The 18,347-nt window shown below is 68.2% G+C and carries 15 protein-coding genes; 9 read left to right on the top strand and 6 right to left on the bottom strand.

Translation table 11 applies throughout. From position 1 onward, the window contains the following. Window positions 1–18: 18 nt before the first annotated feature. Window positions 19–2,619 (bottom strand): type VI secretion system tip protein TssI/VgrG, encoded by a 2,601-nt coding sequence (gene tssI, locus WMF14_RS18100; RefSeq protein ID WP_437802480.1) that lies wholly within the window; start codon window positions 2,617–2,619, stop codon window positions 19–21. A gap of 1,002 nt (window positions 2,620–3,621) precedes the next feature. On the opposite strand from tssI, the gene WMF14_RS18095 reads away from it, so the two are divergent. From WMF14_RS18095 to WMF14_RS18075, 5 genes are all read left to right on the top strand, one after another. After that, complete coding sequence (locus tag WMF14_RS18095) at window positions 3,622–3,774, top strand: hypothetical protein (RefSeq protein WP_437802478.1); 153 nt, start codon at window positions 3,622–3,624, stop codon at window positions 3,772–3,774. A gap of 358 nt (window positions 3,775–4,132) precedes the next feature. Continuing rightward, entirely contained in the window at window positions 4,133–4,585 is a 453-nt protein-coding gene (locus tag WMF14_RS18090; protein ID WP_437802476.1) for a hypothetical protein, read from the top strand. A gap of 17 nt (window positions 4,586–4,602) precedes the next feature. Next, complete coding sequence (locus WMF14_RS18085) at window positions 4,603–5,193, top strand: hypothetical protein (RefSeq protein WP_437802474.1); 591 nt, start codon at window positions 4,603–4,605, stop codon at window positions 5,191–5,193. Between the two features lie 360 nt (window positions 5,194–5,553). After that, a complete protein-coding gene (locus tag WMF14_RS18080; protein ID WP_437802472.1) occupies window positions 5,554–6,375 on the top strand; it encodes a hypothetical protein in 822 nt (273 codons plus the stop codon). 35 nt (window positions 6,376–6,410) lie between these two features. Then, the gene (locus WMF14_RS18075; RefSeq protein WP_437802471.1) at window positions 6,411–6,557 is read left to right on the top strand and encodes a hypothetical protein; all 147 of its coding nucleotides are present in this window, start codon (window positions 6,411–6,413) and stop codon (window positions 6,555–6,557) included. 246 nt (window positions 6,558–6,803) lie between these two features. Here the strand turns inward: WMF14_RS18075 and WMF14_RS18070 are convergent, their stop codons facing one another. Continuing rightward, the gene (locus tag WMF14_RS18070) at window positions 6,804–7,502 is read right to left on the bottom strand and encodes a hypothetical protein (RefSeq protein ID WP_437802469.1); all 699 of its coding nucleotides are present in this window, start codon (window positions 7,500–7,502) and stop codon (window positions 6,804–6,806) included. 826 nt (window positions 7,503–8,328) lie between these two features. Here WMF14_RS18070 and WMF14_RS18065 point away from each other — a divergent pair. Next, window positions 8,329–9,666, top strand: a complete 1,338-nt coding sequence (locus tag WMF14_RS18065) for a hypothetical protein (protein WP_437802467.1) — start codon at window positions 8,329–8,331, stop codon at window positions 9,664–9,666. Window positions 9,667–9,847: 181 nt separating this feature from the next. Here WMF14_RS18065 and WMF14_RS18060 read toward each other — a convergent pair whose 3' ends face one another. Genes WMF14_RS18060 through WMF14_RS18045 form a run of 4 tightly spaced genes read right to left on the bottom strand, consistent with a single transcriptional unit; the run spans window position 9,848 to window position 14,301 of the window. Next, complete coding sequence (locus WMF14_RS18060; protein WP_437802465.1) at window positions 9,848–11,404, bottom strand: hypothetical protein; 1,557 nt, start codon at window positions 11,402–11,404, stop codon at window positions 9,848–9,850. Between the two features lie 37 nt (window positions 11,405–11,441). Next, the gene (locus tag WMF14_RS18055; RefSeq protein WP_437804228.1) at window positions 11,442–13,088 is read right to left on the bottom strand and encodes a hypothetical protein; all 1,647 of its coding nucleotides are present in this window, start codon (window positions 13,086–13,088) and stop codon (window positions 11,442–11,444) included. Window positions 13,089–13,108: 20 nt separating this feature from the next. After that, window positions 13,109–13,435: a hypothetical protein gene (locus tag WMF14_RS18050; RefSeq protein WP_437802463.1), complete on the bottom strand. Its 327-nt coding sequence runs from the start codon at window positions 13,433–13,435 to the stop codon at window positions 13,109–13,111. After that, on the bottom strand, window positions 13,432–14,301 hold the full coding sequence (locus tag WMF14_RS18045) for a hypothetical protein (protein ID WP_437802462.1): 870 nt from the start codon (window positions 14,299–14,301) through the stop codon (window positions 13,432–13,434). Before WMF14_RS18045 ends, WMF14_RS18050 begins: the two co-directional genes overlap by 4 nt. Window positions 14,302–14,417: 116 nt before the next feature. Here WMF14_RS18045 and WMF14_RS18040 point away from each other — a divergent pair, with 116 nt between their 5' ends. From WMF14_RS18040 to WMF14_RS18030, 3 genes are all read left to right on the top strand, one after another. Next, entirely contained in the window at window positions 14,418–15,485 is a 1,068-nt protein-coding gene (locus WMF14_RS18040; RefSeq protein WP_437802461.1) for an RNA polymerase sigma factor, read from the top strand. A gap of 1,250 nt (window positions 15,486–16,735) precedes the next feature. Then, entirely contained in the window at window positions 16,736–17,317 is a 582-nt protein-coding gene (locus WMF14_RS18035) for an RNA polymerase sigma factor (RefSeq protein WP_437802459.1), read from the top strand. Beyond that, window positions 17,295–17,507, top strand: coding sequence for a hypothetical protein (locus WMF14_RS18030; protein WP_437802457.1), 213 nt, complete (start codon window positions 17,295–17,297; stop codon window positions 17,505–17,507). The genes WMF14_RS18035 and WMF14_RS18030 overlap by 23 nt, the downstream gene beginning before the upstream one ends. Window positions 17,508–18,347: the final 840 nt, after the last annotated feature.

The raw sequence follows: 18,347 nt of genomic DNA, 5'->3' as shown, positions 1-18,347 counted from the left end.
ATCAAATCATCGGTCCGGTCAATGGCCGTGCGCCGCCTCGATCCGCCCGCGCGTCTCGTCGTCGAGGATGCCGGTGGGCTCAAGGCCCTGATCGCGCTGGAACGCCTTGATCGCAGCGACCTCCGCTCGCTCGGTCTGTCCCTCGGTGATCCGGTAGTAGCCGAGGTTCTTCAGCCGCAGCCGGATCCCGTGCGGCGTGTCCATGGGCGGCAGATCGCCGAGCTTCAGCCGCCACTTCAGCGTCGGCTCCTTGTCAGGCTCCTTGAGCCACACCACGAGCTCGCCCGTCTCCGCCGTCGGCGGCAGGTCCTGCTCGACCATCCCGTCGTCGGTCGTCTGGCCCTCGTACTTCACGCCGTCGACCATCAGCCGGTACTTCTTGCGGGCGTACGGCTTCTCGTAGACGTCCGCCACGCGGACGCGGAACGACTTCAGCGGCTCCTTCTCCTGCTCGGGCTCCTCCCCGTCATCCACCGCGTCGCAGTTCAGCTTCACCAGCTTGCCCTGCAGGCTCGCGTCCTCGTCCAGCTTCAGGAACGACTGCGGCGTCTTGATGGTGATCGCCTTGGCGTCGACGAGCGCCTTGTCCGTCAGGTAGAGCGCCGGCCCCTTGCCGAGGAGCGAGACCGAACTGCCGCCCAGGATGGTGATGGCCTTGGCGTCGAGCTTGATCTCGTCCGGGGTCAGCTCGATGGTGCTCGCCCCGCACGAGAGCCGCAGCGACTGGGTGGCCTTGACGCGCACGCTGCCTGTGGTCGCCAACGCGCTGTCGCCATGCACGTCGAGCGTTGCGACGGCCTCGTCCTCTTCAGTGCCGACCGTCGCGCCCAGGCGGCCCTTGATCGCGACGTCCAGATCCCTCCCCACGACGCAGCTCGAATCGCCGTCGACCGCGACGTGCTGCGACCCCTGCACCGCGAGGAGCCGGTTCTGGCCGATCCGTTCGATCGCCGACCCGGCGGCGCTCTCGGTGCGGCTCCCCTGCACGGAGGTCGTCTGGTCCCGGCTCACGGTGACGGTGCGATCGCCCTGCACCGTGATCCGCTGATCGTGACCGACCATCGTGGTGTGGTCGTGCTGGACAACCTCCTCGAGGTTCCGCTCGGCGAAGAGGCAGATGCGCTCCTCGCCCGCACGATCGTCGAAGGACAGCTCGTTCGCCCCGCCTGCGCCGGGCGAACTCTGGGTTCGCAGGCCGCTCTTCAGCTTCTCCGCCGGCAGCGGGAACGGCGGCGGATGGGTCGCGTTGTACAGGCACCCGAGCACCACCGGGCAGTCGGTGTCCCCGCCGAGGAAGCCGACCAGCACCTCCATGCCTACGCGCGGGATGAACTGCGAGCCGAACGACGCTCCCGCCCAGCTCTGAGCGACACGCAGCCAGGCCGAGCTCTTCTCGTTGCGCTGCCCATCAAGGTCCCAGTGAAACTGCACCTTCACGCGCGCATGCTCATCGGTGTGCACCTCGTGCCCTGCCGGCGCAGTGACCACCGCGGTCTCGAGGACTTGCCTCGGCCTGCGCGCCGGCGCACGCGGCCGGAGCAGCGCCGTTGCCGGGACGCACTCGAAGCGGTTGCGGTAGGTGCGCTCCGCGGGGCGCCCGGACAGGTCGGGGGTGTGCCCCTCGTGCACGACGCGGGTCACGGCGTAGGCTCCCTCGATCCCGGGGGAGGCCTCGGCGCTGAGCTCGAAGCGGCGTCCAGGAGCGAGCGCGCGGACCCAGCTCTCGCCGCTGCCCTCGACCGATCGGCGCTGGGTTTGCTCCAGGAAAACCCGCGCGCGGTCTGGCGTGACCTCTGGTGTGTCGTAGTCGGCGTGGTGCTGGTACACGTCCAGCGCAGGCGGCCCGCTCGCCGCGTTCCCAGCCCGCTCCCTCAGGACCAGGTTCGGCCGGCGGAAATCGTAGTCCCGGAGATGCACCGAGCTAGGCTTGAGCGAGCGCTGCACGCCGAAGGCGACGATCTCGAGCCCTGTGGGTGTCAGCCCCTCCTCAGGACGCAGGACGAGGACGCCCGGCCCGTTGTCGAACGCCGCGGGGTAGTGCGCCGGGTCGTCGAGCAAGATCACCGGCGCGCGGGCCACGCTGCCTGGAACCCCGACCGGCGCGTCCGCGAAGCACAAGACGATGCCTTCCTCGGCAGCGAGCCGCCGCACGAACGCGAGGTCGCTCTCGCGGTACTGCACGCAGTAGCTCCGGACCGCGTACGTCCGCGAGAGGCGGAGCTCGACCGGAAGGGAGGCGGCGGCGAGGACGTGCTGGAGGATCTGCGGCACGGTCTCGTCCTGGAAGATGCGGCTCGTGGTTCGGCGCCTGAGCAGCGCGAGCGGGGGGACGAGGCGGATGTGCCAGGTGGGACCGGTTCGCGGGGTGAACGTGGCGTTTGCCCGCACCTGGTCGACAAGGGCCTCGATGCGGCGTTCGGCGCCGCGGCCGTCGCGCAGGATGAAACAGGCGAGGCGGCCAAGCAGCTCGGCGTCGCGGCCCTCGAGCTCGGGGGCGGCCTGCACCACGAGCTGGAATGAGAACAGCTCAGAGAGCGCCTCACGCCCGCGGAACGAGACGACGCGCAGGTCCGAAGGAGTGAACGGCCCGGCGTGGAGCTCGATGGAGTCGCTGATCACGGGCGCAATCTATCAGACATCGCGGTGCTGCCAGCAAAGAGCAACGGCGTGACGCACGCGCCCCGAGCGGTGTGGGTCACGCGGGCCTACTCTGCCGAAGGCACATTGACAAGGACAGGTGCTCGCCGTCGTCGAGGGCGCGACACCGGGGCCGGATGCGCTGGACCATCATCGAGCGCTCGCACCCCCGGCGGCCCCTTCCCCGAGGTCGAGCTCATGCCGCCGGGCGTGGGGCCACTCATGTTCCGGCGCAGCACCCGGGACGTCCTGCGCTCCGCCACCCTCAACACGTCCGGCGCGCTGATCTTCGACGGCTACCGCTACGAGCTCGCCCTCAGGTATACGTCGGCGAGTGCTGCCATGCGGCGCTTGTGGAAGTCGGCCCGGCCGTGGCGACGCCGGGCAGCGCTGCCTCCGAGCGGTGCCCGAACACCTGCCCTGCGACCGCGCGCAGCCCCGAGGCGATCACCCGTCTGATGCCGCGCACGCCGCTCGGCCGGCTCTCGCCGAGCGAGATCCCCGCCCCGCTCCGCGCGCAGGCATCTGGCGCGCAGGACGCGCCCGGTGCGCTCGGCCTCGCCTACGTCGCGCTCGACGGCGACTGGCTCCACCCGCGGCGGGGTGTACAGGGCGAGGGCTTCGCAGGCCGCGGCGGCTTTCGCGTCGTCACGGTGTGGCCCCAGGGCGCTCCGCGCCCCTCCCCTGCTCCGCCGGACAGCGCGCCGGCCGAACCCACCACGCGGCCCGAGCTCGCGCCACCCCGACCGCTGCTCGATCGGGATCTGCTCGCTGCGGCCGCGCGGCTTGACTATCGGCCGATCGGCGGCGGTGCGTGGGGAACGTTCGCGCCCGACGGAGACCTGAGCGTCGCCCTGTCCGTCGTCGAGGGCCCCGGGCCGGGACAGGCGCGGTGGACCGGCCCTGGAGTTCCCGAGCACCCCGCGCCCGGCCACCTACGAGGCGCTGAGGGGCCGCCAAGAGCCCCCTGGCCTCGGGCCGGTGATGTTCTCGCGCGAGGTCTGGGCGGCGCTTCGCGCCGGCACGCTCTACGCCGGCGGCGCTCTTCTGCACGAGGGTCGCCTGCATGACCTGGGATGGTGGTTCAACGGGCGCTTCTTTGCCGCGCGCCTGGTGCCCGCCGACGAGGCCGTCTAAGCCCCGAGTTTCCGCCGCGACGCGCGGGTGTACACCGGTCCGGGAGACGCCGCGAGAACCGCTGCGCTCGGAGGCTCACGCGCGGCGCCGCCGTGGAGTTCGGCGAGCTCGACGCCTGTTCTGCGGCCAGGGTGCCGTCTTCCGGAGCCTTCTCGTCGCGTACTGCTGATAGAGCGCGCGGAGATGCACGCAGAGCCGCGCCTATTGTCCGCGGAGCTCGGTCGCTGTGTTTGCGTGCAACATTCCAGAATGGAATTTAAGCAAGCAAGTGGTCCATGCTAGCGTTTACCGCAGTGGACGCTGGTCCGCTTGGGTATCGATACCCAGTCTCTTCCACCACGCGCGCGAGGAGATTCGCATGAAGAAGATGGTCCTGATGGCGGCTGTGTTCGTCACGGCGTGCGGCGCTATCGACGACGGCCCAAGTTCGGGCGATGACGGTATTTCCGGGGTCGGCACAGACGTCGGCGACGATGGCTTTCCAGCGGACGGTGTCGGATTGGTCAGCGAGGAACCCGTAGGCGAAGCGCAGCAGGCATTGAAGCTGTCCTGCGACGTGGTCTGTGGCATTGGGGGTGTGGGGGTCCAATCTGCGCCCATGGTGGCAAAAAGTGCGATGTCTTCGGAACCCGGAGCCGACTCCTATGCGGCCTGGGAGGACTCGCGGCTTGCCTGGTGGCGTGCGACCCCGGGACCGAGCGTCGATGCGTCAAGCACGGCGAAAATGGCAAGGTTTGCGTCAATCGCACTAATTTTTGGTGGTGCGACAACCAGGTCGACGGCAATAGGGTCCGTGCCTGGTACGAGCTAAAGAATAAGCCTGGACTGGTGAAAACAGTATATGCGCCGAGCGACGGGTGCTGGTTCACCGGTTATCCGAGAATCCAGTATATAAAGCGCTTCCAGGTGTGCACCGAGCGAGAAGGATGCAGCGGATGGGCCACTCCAACAGGCCCCAGCGCGAGCGCGTCGGTATTCGACAACGAGCAGACGTCCGACATTAGCCTCACGCCGCTCTGGAGGTACTGGAACGATTCGAATCTCGATCACTACTATACGATCAATAGAAACGATGCTGGCTTTGCCTTCTTCGGATACAGTTTCGAGGTATCCGAGGGGTCGATTCTGCGCAACGCTGAAGAAGGAACCTTTCCGATTTACCAGTATTGGAACGAGAGTCTTGGCGATCATTTCTACACGACGAATTGGTCCGAATTGGGCGGCGGCGCGTTGAACTATACCTACGAAGGCATCGCCGGACATATTCTTCCCAAGCAATATGCCGGCACTGTGCCGCTCCATCGATATTGGTCTGAGAGCGCCGGCGATCACTACTACACGAAAGCCTATCATCCGAACGGTTTCTGCTACGGGCAATGTTGGGCATACGAGGGAGTTCTCGGGTACGTCTATCCGTGATGCGCAGCTCACGTCTTCGGTGGCCGGCGGGAAGCGCCCGGTCATCGCCATGGGCGCCACCCCCTTGCGGCTGTTGCCGGGGTCGATGCGCAGCGGCCACAGGGTCGAGGTGGACGCCGGCGAGCTCGAGGGGCGGCTGCGATCCCGCGCCTGCTTCGCGGTCGCCGTGCTCCTCGCGTGTCAAGTGGGCCGGCCCGGCTCAGAACGTGGGAGCTCCGCCAGCTCGCTGCGCTCGCCCTGCCCGCGGGCGGCTGGCCTTTGGCCGCGCCACGGCCCTCGGTGCCGCGGCGCGCGGCGAGCTCGTCGGTCGTGTAGCCTGGGTAGCGCTCCCGGACGAGCGCCGGGGCGGGAGGTTTCTCGATGCGAACGCGTGATGTGATCTCGGCGCTGCTCGGCGGCAGCGCGATCTACTTGGCGATGGTGGCCTGCGCGGCCTCCGAGAAGAGCTCGCCCGGTCAATTGTCGCAGCAGACTGGGGGAGGTTCTGGCCAGGGCGCAGCGGGCGGCGCACACGCGCAGCAGTCCGGGGGAGGTTCTGGCCAGGGCGCCGAAGGCAGCACCACCGCGCAACAGACCGGGGGAGGTTCCGGCCAGGGCGCAGCGGGTGGCGCGCACGCGCAGCAGACCGCCGCGAGCTCCGGCGCACACGGCAACGGGGGCAACGGCGGATTTGGCGGCTTTATGGACCCCGTACCGGACGCCTCAGCAGATCCGGTGAGCGGGTCTCGGCTGAAGGCGCGGTATCGGACCACGGCGGATGGAGCCAAGGCGTATGACCCATTTCGTTGGTTTGACTCCGAGAGACGAGAGACTTGTTTCTTCTATATCGCTGGAGACGGCCGAGAACGCTGCCTTCCAGGTATTGGGGATGGGGCGGCCATCTACCAACCCAACATTTTCGCGGATGCAGGCTGTACCCAGGCAGTTGCGCTTTCCACCATCAAGGGGTGTACTGCCAAGTACGCGTACCAGACCTTCCAAGCGACCACGACGTGTGAATCATCAGCGGGCTTTCGATTGTTTTCGGTCGGAGCGCGGCTCAACCCCACATCCATCTACGCCGTAGACAGCACCGGCGCATGCAAGGCGCAGGCGCCCACGGCAACGTTCGATTATTTCCCTCTCGGAGACGAGATCCCACCGTCCTCGTTCGTCGCTGCAACGTGGTCCGTCGACCCGTAGGGAAACGGACCCGCTGCGGCGCCGCTCTGGTCGGGATGTCCCACCCTGACCGGGCGCTCCGCGCCGGCACGCTCGACGCCGGCGGCGCTCTTCTGCACGAGGGTCGCCTGCATGACCTGGGGTGGTGGTTTAACGGGCGCTTCTTTGCCGCGCGGCTGCTGCCGGTCGACGCGGCCCTCTAAGCTCGAGCTCCCGCCGGGATGCGCGGGCGCACACCGGTCTGGCACGTCGCGATGAGCTCCGTGCTCGCCGCTGGCGCGACGAGGACTAAGCCTCGATCCGCATGCGCACCGTGAACGGCAGATGAATCGCCCTCTGCGCGGTGGCGTAGTTGCGCTCGACCACCCAGAAGGAGGGCGTGTCTTCCGCCATCGGCGCACGTAGCGTAAAACGTCTACCCACCGCATCGGAGGGCCCGCACGCGAGAGTCATGCGGTAACAGCATTGCGCTCGGCCTGGTCGTGCTCGTATTGGTTCCGATCTTGCGCGCGAAAGATCTCCCTCTCTGCAGGCGTCGCATCGCGAGCAAGACCAAGGCACTCGTGCATCAAATGATTGCCGACCTCATCGAAGCCATCCCCCTCATCCGTGATCAGGGTCAGGAGCCCGAGGACGCAATCCACCACCCGGTGATCGTCACCCGCTGTGGCTCCAGCAAAGAAGAAGCTCCTGTCAGCATCTCCGAAGGCGAAGTTCTCCGCGACAATCTGGAGCACGGTTCCAGGAGCCGTGGCGCGCCGCTCGGCGTGACCGTGTTTCTTCCAGTGAGCAAATGCTGCTGCGAAGTTACGTTCGCCGAAGGCCACAACGAGATCTGGATGACTATTGAGATAGAAACCAAGATCAAAAACACGAGAACCCCTTCGCCCTTCTCCGATCCCGCATTTTATCCAGTGAGTCGCCGCTGCGGCATAGTTTTTGTCTCCGAACGCCTGCCGCAGATCTGGGTAATTTTCAAGATAGAACACGGGGTCGAAAAACGGGGTCGCGGTCCTTCCTTCTCGTATGCCGTTCATCCAGAAGTGTCGGCGGGCTCCAACAACATTCGACGGACCAAAGGCGTTGCGCACATCGTCGTATGTCCGCAAATAGAACAGTGGATACATCGTTTGCATGCTGAGGTGCATGATATTGGGTCCACCCACCGACGTGCCGCCATGAACATCATTCACAACGGTGTCAGGAGTAAGCCGAAAGAATGGCTCATGACGCGATGGACTCTGAGGCGGAGGTTCGTGCGGTCCGCGGTCCGCGCCTGTCCCCGGCTGATGATCATGTCTCTCCGGCATAGTTCCTCGCTTTCCCACTGTGGTGGTGATTATCGGTTCGTGTGCTGCGCACCAACGCGCGTTCTTCCTTCTCTTGCCTTGCTGCGTATCCGTCCGGCACGCTATGAGTCAGCCACAACGCCCTCACCAGTAGGGAGCGTCCTTCTTTGCCGCTAAGCAGGGACAGAATTCCGATGCCGGAGACCCGCAACGCCCGCGCCGGGTCGGTCGGTTTGAGCACTTGCGCCGGGAGTGCGTAGCGGTACGGCAAGTGGACGAGTGGGTGGGTCCGCTCGGATTGGGGTACTTCGTGGAGAAGGCGGGCAGGACGCCAGCCCTGGAGCGGCGCCGGCGACGAGGAACGTGGGCGCGAACTCGGTGCTGAGCTCGCCGCGGCGGGCGTGAGGGTCGAGGGACACGTCGCGCATGCATGCGCGGATGCTCTCGCCACGGGGCGAGCAGGCGGAGCAGGCGTCGAGGATGGATTCGAGCAGGAGGTGGGATAGGTCGACCAGCACGAGGAAGGAGTTCTCCACGGCGAAGGGGGCGCGTGCGGGCGGGTAGTGCTTGATAAGAAAAGCGTCATCGCGCACCAGCCTCGGATGGACAGCGCTACGAGCTCGCCCTCAAGCACGGAGGGCGGTTCTGCTACGTCGAGTTCGTCGACGCCGGCGTGGGGCCGCTCATGTTCCGGCGCAGCAACTGGGACATCCTGCGCTCCGCCACGCTCGACACGTCCGGCGCGCTGGCCCCCCTTGTCAGGGAAGTTGTCGCCGCCTCGGCGCCGCGGCGCACGTCGACTTCTTGCTGTGCGTCGGCCGAGATCGTGCCCCTCGACAGCGACCTGCGCGACCTCGAAGCGCGCGCGACGCGCACGCACGGTCGGCACCGCGGACACACTGGCCGGCCAGCGCTGGCGGCTGGCCGGCCAACACCACCCCTAGTGCGAAGCCCCTTGCGCAGGGCGGGTGCCCCGGACATCCTCTATGGGATGTCCGACCGGTCGATCCGCGACGTCACAACGAGGGGCCGTAACCCCGTGACCCTCTCGCGCTCCGCGCAGGAAGAGGGCGAGTCCACCACACGAGATCTCGGGTGCCCACGCGAGGACCGCGCGCCCGAGCAGGCCACGATCCGTGGGATCAATCATGGGCAGCCTGCAAGCCTTAGCCCGCCGACGCTGGCCGCCTCGGCCTGGGCGGGCGGTTCTCGTCCAAACGGGCAGCTCGACTGCCCGATCGCTCCCGTAGACCGCCGTCCGGTGTTCGGCGGCGTCTCCGACCTCGCGGTGACGAAGCGATCCCCGCAACCTACGTGGCACGGACCGCCAAACGGCGCCGAGCTCGCAATCACGAGGCCGTCCGCGACCGCGACCACCGAGCTCGCCCGTGCCGAGCTCGCGGCGACCAAGCCCTCCAACGGGACACCACGCCTCTGGCGCGACCGCGGCGCCGACCTCGCGAGCCGCGTCGTGGTCCTCTCCGGCCAGGGCGCGCCGCTCCTCCCGACCGGGGGAACCTTCACGCCCTACCTCGCGAAAGACATTCGGCGGGGGGCCGGTGGCTACGCGCTGCTCGACCTTCCGGGCCTGGGCCCCGTCTACGCGCAAGCCGCGCCGGTCCCCCCCGGCTGGCGAATGCACGTCAACGAGGATCCGCTGTACCTCAAGCTCCTGGGGCATGGAAAGCCCCCCTGGATTTGCTGGAGCGATCTGTCGCACGCGCAACGTCGCCTCCTGGCGGAGACGCTCACCGAGCAGCAGCGGATCGCGTTCCGGGCCGAGCGCACCAGGGCGAAGAACCTCCGAACGCGAATGGCACATTTTAATTTTGATTGCCTCGCGTGGCTCATGGAGGACGACGAGGGCCGCACCGTGCCTGTGCCTCCCGATGAGGACCTCTACCCGACGCAGGAGCAGGCGATGGAGGCCGCGCACCAGCGCTGGGCCTATCCGGGGCGGCAAGAGGGCGCAAAGCGCAGGGCTGGCGTGCGTCCACGCGCGGCGGGACCGGATCGGACTTGAGCGCTGACGACGTTCCACCACGAAGCGCCTGCTCGACGCTGGAGCGTCTGCTGCGCGCTCGCTTCGGACACTGTGCACGTCGGGGCGGCCTCTTGCATCCAGGGCGCTGGCCTTGACGACCTCGAGCGAGGCCCACCCGGCGCGGGTCGACACAGGACCGCCGAGGTCGCGCCTCTCCTATTTATTCAGGGAACCGAAACGTGTCGACGGCGATACCGTCCTCCCCCGTGATCACATCGCCGGTCCATTCCCAGCTCGTGCCACCCGGGCCCGGCAGCCCGATCTCGAAGGTGACCCCCTCCAGCGTGAGCTGGCCCTCGTCGAGGTAGGCGATGCCGATCGAGTCCCCACCGCGCCCGGGGCCGCCGTAGCCGCCAGGGCCTCCGAGACCGCCGCTGCCCCCCTGACAGGACCACATGCCGTCCCCCAAGGCGCCTCCTGGAGCACCTCGGCCGGCTTTGCCGCCTTCCTCCGGCTCCCCGCCGTCGCCGCCTTGGCCCCCGTCGCGGGTGGTGATGATGCTGTCGCGCACCGTCACCTTCGCGTGGAGCGCCAGGATGCCGATGCTCGGTTGGGCGTTCCCGCCTGCTCGGCCGCCCCGCCCCCCGCAACCGCCCGCGCCTCCGGAGCCGCCGCCGGCGCCGCCCTTGGTGGTCACGCCGCACACCGCGAGCCCACCGCGACGCCCGCCGCCCCCGCCACCGCCTTGACCCGGCATCCCCCGGGCGCCGTCGCCGGCCCAATCGCCGTGCCATCCGGTCTCATCGATCCGCCCGCGCCCCTTTCCCGCTGCGCCGGCGGCGCCCCACATGCCGCTTTTCCCGGTGTGGCCGCTGTTGCAGCCACCGTCTGCCCGGTCGCCACTTCCTCCAAGCCCCTGGTGCTGTGGGTTCGGCTCGGGTACGGGCTCGCCGTCCTCCCCATCTCCGGCGCCGTCGGCGAGGCCGTCGCCCCCCTTGCCACCGACGCTCGGGATCCCTCCCTCGCAGGAGTTCACCGCCCGAGCCCCACCCGGGACCGTCGCTGCGGAGCACGCGTCTCCCCCATACTCCCCGTCCGGCCCCGACGCTGCCCGGCCCGGCCAGTTCTCCCCATCGTGGCCCCCCCTTCCGTAATCGCTTTCGATCCAGCTTCCGACGATCTCCACCGCGGCGCCCGACCGAACGATCATCCCGATATGCATTTGGCTGCCGATGAACATGTGATCGATGACCGAGACCCCGTCCGCTGCCCCCGTGTCGCCGACGCGGGCCGGTTCGACGATCAGCGCGATCTGCCCGACCGAGGGGGGAATGAGCTTGCTCATGCTCTGCGACAGGGTTTGAATCTCCTTCACGCGTTCCCATTCGAACGTGTCGAAGCCTCCGTAGATATCCACCCCGGAGGGCAGCGTGACGGACTCGTCGAAGCCATCGTTGTTGGCGAACACGCGACCGCGTTCGGTGCGCGCAAGCTCGATGCCGCGCTGGATGGAACGAACCGGCCTGTCCTTCGTGCCGGGGTTCGCGTCGTCGCCGCCGAAGAACGGATTGTGGACGAACACGCCGCAGCCATCGACCGCCTTGCCGTTCGCAAGGTGCTCCAGGCAGACGGACTCGGGGATCGGATCGCCTCCACACGTCGAGAGGCCGTCGCACGGCGGCGCACCGTTCGGGTCGTCCACCCCCGGTGCGGTCCCGCAGCCGACCGAGGCGAGCGGCAGCGCAACGACGAGGAGGATCGCGGAATTCAGGTTCATGAGCATCCCTCACTGGTCTCGTGTCGCGCGGCGCGATTCAATGGATCAGCTCGCCTGCCGCGGGAAAGGCGACCAGTTGACCTTGTGGGCCGCGTTCCCCTTTGCCCACCTCGTCCTCCGGACCGGCGTTCCCTGCGAGACCACCGGCACCGGGCGCTCCGGGAACAATGGTGGTCCCGGGTCGAATGGCGAGGTTGGGCACCACGTAGGCGATGCCGACGGATGCGCCGCCCAGCCCGCCGCCGGCATCGCCGCCGCGACCGCCGTTGCCTCCTCCGCCACCGGGGCAGGCTGCCCACGTCTGACCGGTGTTCGTCGCGAAACCTTTCCCCCCGTCGCCGCCGGGGCGCCCCGCACCGCCCGGCTGGCCCGTTCCGCCGACCCCGCCCTGGCCGCCCTTGCCAGTGAGCACGTCGGTGTTGGCGACGGTCAGGTCCGTGCCCTCCAGCGCGACGATACCGATGCTCGCGCCGCCATAGCCGCCGCCATAGCCTCCCCGACCGCCGCAGCCGCCGCTCCCGCCAGCGCCGCCGGCGGCGCCCCCCTGGGGCAGGCCTGCCGGACACGCGACCATGTCCCCACGCGACTTGCTGCCGCCACCGCCACCGCCGCCCTGGCCGACGCCGCCCTTCTTCCCGTCCTTGCCCGGGACACCGATCCATCCATCGTCGCTGAGGAAGCCTGGACCGAAGGCGCCATCCGCGCGACCGGCGTCGGCGCCGTCTGCGCCGTCGCCCCCTTCGCTGCATCTCGTGACATCTGCGCCGAGCCCTGCATGGCCGTCGCGCTCGGAATCCTCCGCGGGCGCCGGCTCTCCCGGCGCGCCATCGCCGCCGACGTCGAGTCCGCCGTCACCGCCGTAGCCACCCGTCGACTCGATGCCGTCGTCGCACACGGTGACCACCGCAAGGGCGCCCGTCGGGGAGTCCGTGGAGCAGGCGGACACCCCGTCGTTTCCCTCAAGGCCGTATGGCGCCCGCTCGGCGTCCGCGTCCTCTCCCGGCTCCCCGTCCTTGCCGTCGCCCGCGACGATCACGCTGTCCTGCACGATCGCCCTGGCCCCCGTGCTCAAGATCACCGCGATCGACGACTTGCCATCCGGCGCGGAGGCGTCCGCCGCCACGACGCGCACGCCGGCGATCACCGACGTCGCGTTGTCCTGCGCGAGCGCCGTACCCTCCTCCCGGAGGACCCGCAGCGGGATCCCCACCGGCGGAGCGATGATCGTCGGGTGATCCGGTCCGTCGAATGCGCCCTCGTACGACCAATCCCCGCCGTTACACAGGCGCCCGCCCCAGAGGTCGACCCCCGACGGCAGCGCGATCTTCTCCGCGAACTCCCCGGCACACGCGTACACGCGCCGGGTCGGCTCCTCGCCGTGGCCTCGCCCGTGCGCGGCGAGCCCGATCGCATGTTGCAGGGTCTTCACCGGCGCGTCCTTCGTGCCTGGGCTCCTGTCGTCACCCGACAACGGGCTGACGAACACCCCACATTCATCCAGTGCCGGCGCCGTACCAGGCTGCCCCTCGCACGGACCGGGCGGAGGCACCGGATCGGGTTCGCACGCCTCCACCTCCCAGCAAGGGTCGGAGTACGGGCACCCTGTCAGCATGCTTGCGCCGCACATGAAGATCGCGACAGCGACGACCGACGTCGCCACGCGCCGGCCTTCCTTCGAACGCATCTTCTCGGCCCCCGACGTCCTCACCACAGCCCCTCGATCATCACGCCGACCTCTCGCCCGGCCGCCACCGGCGAGGCGTGGATCCGATCCTGAGCCGGCGTGAGCCCCAGGAAGGAGAAGTCCGTGAAGAAGGACGCGGCGGTCGCTGCCCCGATCACACCGCCGGCGATGAGCATGGCCGTGCCCACGCCCGCGGACAGGTTGCGCTCGTCTCGGAGGCGGAGCAGGTCAGCGCACGCCGGACGGTCCGCGGCTTGCCAGCACCTGGACCCGCTCGCCGTCGCACCGCCGTTGAGCCCGTCGCGCCGTTCGCTCAGATCGTCGTCAAGATTCGTGGCCCGGATCATGAGCAGGCTGCCCGCGGACAGGGTGGCCGTCGTGACGGCGATCCCCGCGATACGCAGCGTCGTCGGCCACGACGCTGGCTGCCCGGGAGCCTGCGGGCGCTCAGGGGCCTGGGCACCGCGGGCGCGTTGTCCTTGGCGCTGCTCTCGGCCGCGCGTGGTAACTGGATCGTCATGGTCGGCTCGGTCGCTGGCTGCGCGTCCAACGTCTGCGAGCCTTCCTCGCGGCCCGGTGCTCGGGCCCGCACCATGTGCTTGCCAGGCTCGAAGAACAGTCTGTAGGTCCGCCTGAGTCGGCCGATGGGCTTGCCGTCGATGAGCACCTCGGCATCCGGCGGGTCCACCGACAGATAGAGCGTCGCGACGAACGGAAGGGCCTTGGCCAGTCCGTCCGCGAATCCTTTTTGCTGCTCAGGAGAAAGCGCCTTGCGCCGTTCAAGGCTCCAAGCCAGGTGCTCCGCTGCGTCACGAAACTTGCGTAACTTGAGCTCGCAAAGGCCCAGCTCTCCAGCGACCTCAGCGGATTCTCGCACTGTAACAGATGTCGAGTCGATCGCCTCGAAGGCCGCCTTATACGCGGCGTGTGCCTCGGTCCACTTTCCCGATGCCCGAGCTCGTCGGGCGCGGCGAAGATGGTCCTTTACGATCGAATCGTCGCTTCGTGTGGGGACCGAATTCCGGTCCTCCGCACGGACCGGATGCGTAGTGCCGACCACGACGCCAAGCACCAAGGCTATCCAGAGCGATCGCGCGACAAAACGCATGCACGGACGGTACTCACGCCAGCCGTGGCGCGTCAACGGCGCTGAAAGTGGCATGACCTGAACGTTCCGATGAGAAAATCCCGCCCGATCGGGGAATGCGACCATCGCTGCCTATGCAGTCGCAGGCCTCCGCACCTACATGTCGCATCATATCCGACCGATACTGGAGCCGCCCTGCATTTTCTTGAAGCCCTCCACACGGCTCAGGTGTTTTACCGGTTATGGGCGAGCCAGGCAGCACCTCTACCGGCTTCGAGTTCTTCCGGCGCCTCGCGCGGCGTTTCGGTGTCCCTGCGCGACATGCGGAGGACCTCGCGCAGGACGCCCTGCTGCGGGAGCTGGAAGCGAATCAGCGGCTCGAGCTCAGGGAGGCTCGGGCGGCCTACGGTGCCACCATCGTCCGGAACCAGGCGCAGAACCACGTCCGGAACGCACGCCGTCGGGGGGAGGTCCTGACTTCGTTCGACGATCACGAGCCTCCGGCGGAGTGCCCGACCCCGGAAGAGATGCTCCGCAGGCAGCAGCGGGAGGCGCTCCTCCGCGACCTGATCAACCAGGTCGACCCCAAGTACCGCGACGTCCTGATCAAACACAGGCTCGACGAGGTGCCGCTCACCGAGATCGCCTCCGAGCTGGGGCTCAACCCGAAGACGGTGAGTACACACTACCTCCGAGCGCTCGAGGACCTCGATGCGGCGGTGAAACGCCGAAGGGCGCGTCAACGCTCACGCGGATGGGACGACGCTGCATGCGTCCCGTTCGCCTTCGATCTGCGGGGCCGCGAGGGGTGGCTGAGCAAGCTGGGCCGCCTGAGCATCAAGATCCTGGTGCAAGGAACGGTCGTCGTGCTGACCTGCGCCGTCATCGCGACGTTGCCGGACTCGCTCAGCCCGGAGTCGTGGCTGCGGGCAGCGGTGGTGCGCGCTCCTGCACCCGCACCAGCGGTGGAGGAGATCGCGCAGCCGCCGGTCCAACTTCCCGTGCGCGCGGCCGCCGCGCCGACCGCGCCGACCGCCCAGGAGATCGCGCAGCCGGCGCAGGACCGAGACGCACGTGTGCCTGCTCCGTCAGGCGCGCCGGTTCGTCGTACCTCGCTCCCCGTCCGCGCCGTGGTCCCAGCCGTCAGCGAGCGCGAGCAGAGCCTCATCGACGAGGCCCGAAGGGCCGTCGACGACCACAACGCGGTCGCAGAGGCAGAGGCCCGCCGCTTGCTTGAGACACATGCGCGGGAGTTCCCGCAAGGACAGCTCGCCGCGGAGCGTGAAGCACTCCTAACGCAAGTTCGCTGAGTCGTCGGCGTCCCTCCGACAGCCAGCGGGCGGTGATGCAAGTGATGTCGTCGGACAGCACAAGGCCGAGATCTGCCTTGCGTCCTGAATAAGGACGTTCGCGTCCAGGAGACGAAACGCGATGAATACCATGGAGGATCTACTTGGTGCGATGTGGCTCATTTCGCCGCTCGGGCTCGCGATGATAGCCTGCGCCGCGATCGGCTTTGCGGTCACCGCGCGCGAAGCGCTTGGACGCGAGCGCGGGCTTCGCGAGGCGCGCGAGCACGCGCATGATGACGAGGAGGCAGCCCTCACCGATGCGAAGGAACAGGCAGCGGGCGAGCGGGACCGATACCGGCGTCTACTGGACTGTCACGTCGATGCAGCACTCGCAGAGCTGACAGACGCCCGCGCGCGCCTCGTCCCCTGGCCAGGAAGGGTCCTCGAATCGTTCTGCGCGACGATGCCTTCGTGGAGGAGAAAGCTTGCCGAGAGCACGGGGTTAGAGCCGAGGGAGGTGGAGCGGCTGCTGAGGAGCGACCTTCCTATGACGCCCGGCCTTGCCCGGCAGCTGGAGTCCTTCACCGGCACGCCTGCTCGGTACTGGGAGCGCCTGTGGCAGCTGCACGACTACCGCCGAACGGGCGGAGAGGAGACCGTGGTGATCCAGGTCGGCGAGCCCGCCGCCACGCGCGAGAGCTCGGCGCGTCCCGCGTCGTCACCGGCGCCGAGCTCGGTGCCGCCGCCTCCGCCCACGGTGCCCCCTCGCGCGCTCGACGTTCCTCCGCCCGTGGTGCCGTCTCCCGAGCTCGCGGCCAGAAGCCCGCGAGCGAAGCTCCCGCCGCCTCCACAGCTGCGGCTTCGGTCGCCGCTCCCTGTTCGCACCGCCACGGGGGCGGAGCTCGCTCGTCGCGCTGGGACGCTGACGAGCTTCCCGCTACAGCGTGACGAAGGAGGGGCGAGCTCCGCCAACGCGTCCGATTGGGAGGAGGTAGAGCGCTCTCCGCTGAACACGACACTCCCAGGAGTAGGAAGCCACGGGTGAGCGAAGCCGTGCCTCGCATTCGGAGGACGTGAGCACGCGACCCGAGGTGCGCGTCTTATTGCATGTTGGCAAGCATGCCGCCGCGTCGCGAACTGAGCAGCTACGGCTGACGTCTTGCTTTGGTGGCGGACGTTTACGGGGAAGACGGCGAACGGGTGCCGCATGAGTGCGGCGACGCGGCGTCATCAGATGATGGGCGACTGCCCTCCGGGAAGGGTGAATTATGGGACGTCTGCCGAATGAAGACGAGCGCGCCACCGCACACGCGCGCCTGTTTTGTCCGACGCTGGTTCGCGCCGTTCTGCGCTGGTTGGGACAGCTGGGGATCCCGCTGTGCCATCGTGCCGACATCGCAGGCCAAGTCTGGCTCAACGCTTGGGAGAGCTGGCCCAGGTTTGATCCGAAGCGCGGCAGGCCGGAACGCTGGCTGAACGTGATCACCGTACACGTTGCCGCGCACTACCACGAGCGTGCGCGGCAGCGCAGAGAAGAGCTGGTCGATGTGATCGAGGTGCTCGATCCAGCCCCGGACGCTGCTGCGATGATGGAGTCCGACAACGTCAGGACCGGCACCCTCGACGCGGTGTACGAGCTTGATCCCGATCTGCGCTTCGTTCTCGTGGCACACGACCTGAACGGACTCTCGATGGCCCAGATAGCCGAAGGCGCAGGGGTACCTCTCTCTACGATTTACAAGCGGCGCACAAGAGCTATCGACGCGCTACGCGACATCATCAGGCTTCGAGAAGCCAGGGAGAAATCCCTCCGAGAGCGGGGCTACCATGAGCGTCAAAGGCTTGGTTGATCACTTCCGGCGCGACTTAGACGACCATGAGGCGGAGCGAACGATCGACGCGCTCGTGCTGGTCAGGCGGGTCGTCAAGGTCTCGCCTGTTGGAGCTGGCGACGAAAAGGACTTGAACAGCGAGCGGGTCAAGCGACAGCTGCTCGATAAGATCGGCTTGCTTCTGTGCGACGACGGGGCCTCGATGTAGGTGCCGGCGAACCCGCCCGGGAGGGCGCAGGGATGGCATCGCCACCGAGCCGGCCACGCGCAGACGGCCTCCGCGTCCGGGCTGCGGCAGGGGACGCCGAGCTCGCCCTCGATCTGCTTGTCTTCGGCAACGCGCCCCCGCTCGACTTGGCCGCCAACGCGGTGCCTGAGCGCGCTGGCGCTTCGAGCGTCGTGGCGGTCAACGGGTTGGAGCGACCCTGGCGCGTTCCTCGGGGCGCGCCGACGCTGACCCGGGCTGCTACTTTCCCTCCATGCCATCCGTGCGCCGCCCTGCCGTCGAGATCGTCCGCATGGTGCCACCACGCGACCGCGCGGTGCTGCTCCGGCTCGGCCTCGACCTGGACAATCCAGCGGACGCGAAGTTTTTCGTTGAGGGCGTCCGTGCCGCCGACGAGGCCATCGCGGCGCAGGAGCGCTGGGAGCGCGCAGCGGTCAGCCCTCGAGCCGCACGCGATCGCGTCCCTGAGCCGGGTGCGCGCGTTCGACCGCCGCCTGGCACTGGAAGGCGCGCTGCACGTGGTCGCGCGTCGCGCTGACGCCACGGCCGAGCGCCCGGAGCGCCGCGCTCCGCTCTGCGCGCTGTTCGCGCCGCCTGCACCGACGTCGGCCCCCTGGAGCGCTGGCTCGACCAGGCCCTCGCGCGCGCCGAGATACAAAATCGAGCCCCCAAATCGGGCTCCCAGCGGGTGTTCTGCACACGCACAGCAACACGTTATGATTCAGTTTTTACGTGCGCGGAGGCAGGGATCTCCTCTCGAAATACCCTGCCGTCAGAGATACCTTTTTGTGCATCTCCGCGGGCTCCGCGTCAGGCTCACCT

The organism is Sorangium sp. So ce693, assembly GCF_051521375.1.
GTDB lineage: Bacteria > Myxococcota_A > Polyangia > Polyangiales > Polyangiaceae > Sorangium > Sorangium atrum.
This window is presented reverse-complemented; position numbering and strand designations above follow the sequence as displayed.

What these genes read in the sequence shown, in the direction of transcription:
- WMF14_RS18095 (WP_437802478.1), top strand. Translation starts at nt 3,622, where the DNA reads ATGTTCTCGCGCGAGGTCTGGGCGGCGCTTCGCGCCGGCACGCTCTAC.
- WMF14_RS18090 (WP_437802476.1), top strand. Translation starts at nt 4,133, where the DNA reads ATGAAGAAGATGGTCCTGATGGCGGCTGTGTTCGTCACGGCGTGCGGC.
- WMF14_RS18080 (WP_437802472.1), top strand. Translation starts at nt 5,554, where the DNA reads ATGCGAACGCGTGATGTGATCTCGGCGCTGCTCGGCGGCAGCGCGATC.
- WMF14_RS18075 (WP_437802471.1), top strand. Translation starts at nt 6,411, where the DNA reads ATGTCCCACCCTGACCGGGCGCTCCGCGCCGGCACGCTCGACGCCGGC.
- WMF14_RS18070 (WP_437802469.1), bottom strand. Translation starts at nt 7,502, where the DNA reads ATGCACCTCAGCATGCAAACGATGTATCCACTGTTCTATTTGCGGACA.
- WMF14_RS18065 (WP_437802467.1), top strand. Translation starts at nt 8,329, where the DNA reads ATGTTCCGGCGCAGCAACTGGGACATCCTGCGCTCCGCCACGCTCGAC.
- WMF14_RS18060 (WP_437802465.1), bottom strand. Translation starts at nt 11,404, where the DNA reads ATGAACCTGAATTCCGCGATCCTCCTCGTCGTTGCGCTGCCGCTCGCC.
- WMF14_RS18055 (WP_437804228.1), bottom strand. Translation starts at nt 13,088, where the DNA reads ATGCGTTCGAAGGAAGGCCGGCGCGTGGCGACGTCGGTCGTCGCTGTC.
- WMF14_RS18050 (WP_437802463.1), bottom strand. Translation starts at nt 13,435, where the DNA reads ATGATCCGGGCCACGAATCTTGACGACGATCTGAGCGAACGGCGCGAC.
- WMF14_RS18045 (WP_437802462.1), bottom strand. Translation starts at nt 14,301, where the DNA reads ATGGTCGCATTCCCCGATCGGGCGGGATTTTCTCATCGGAACGTTCAG.
- WMF14_RS18040 (WP_437802461.1), top strand. Translation starts at nt 14,418, where the DNA reads ATGGGCGAGCCAGGCAGCACCTCTACCGGCTTCGAGTTCTTCCGGCGC.
- WMF14_RS18035 (WP_437802459.1), top strand. Translation starts at nt 16,736, where the DNA reads ATGGGACGTCTGCCGAATGAAGACGAGCGCGCCACCGCACACGCGCGC.
- WMF14_RS18030 (WP_437802457.1), top strand. Translation starts at nt 17,295, where the DNA reads ATGAGCGTCAAAGGCTTGGTTGATCACTTCCGGCGCGACTTAGACGAC.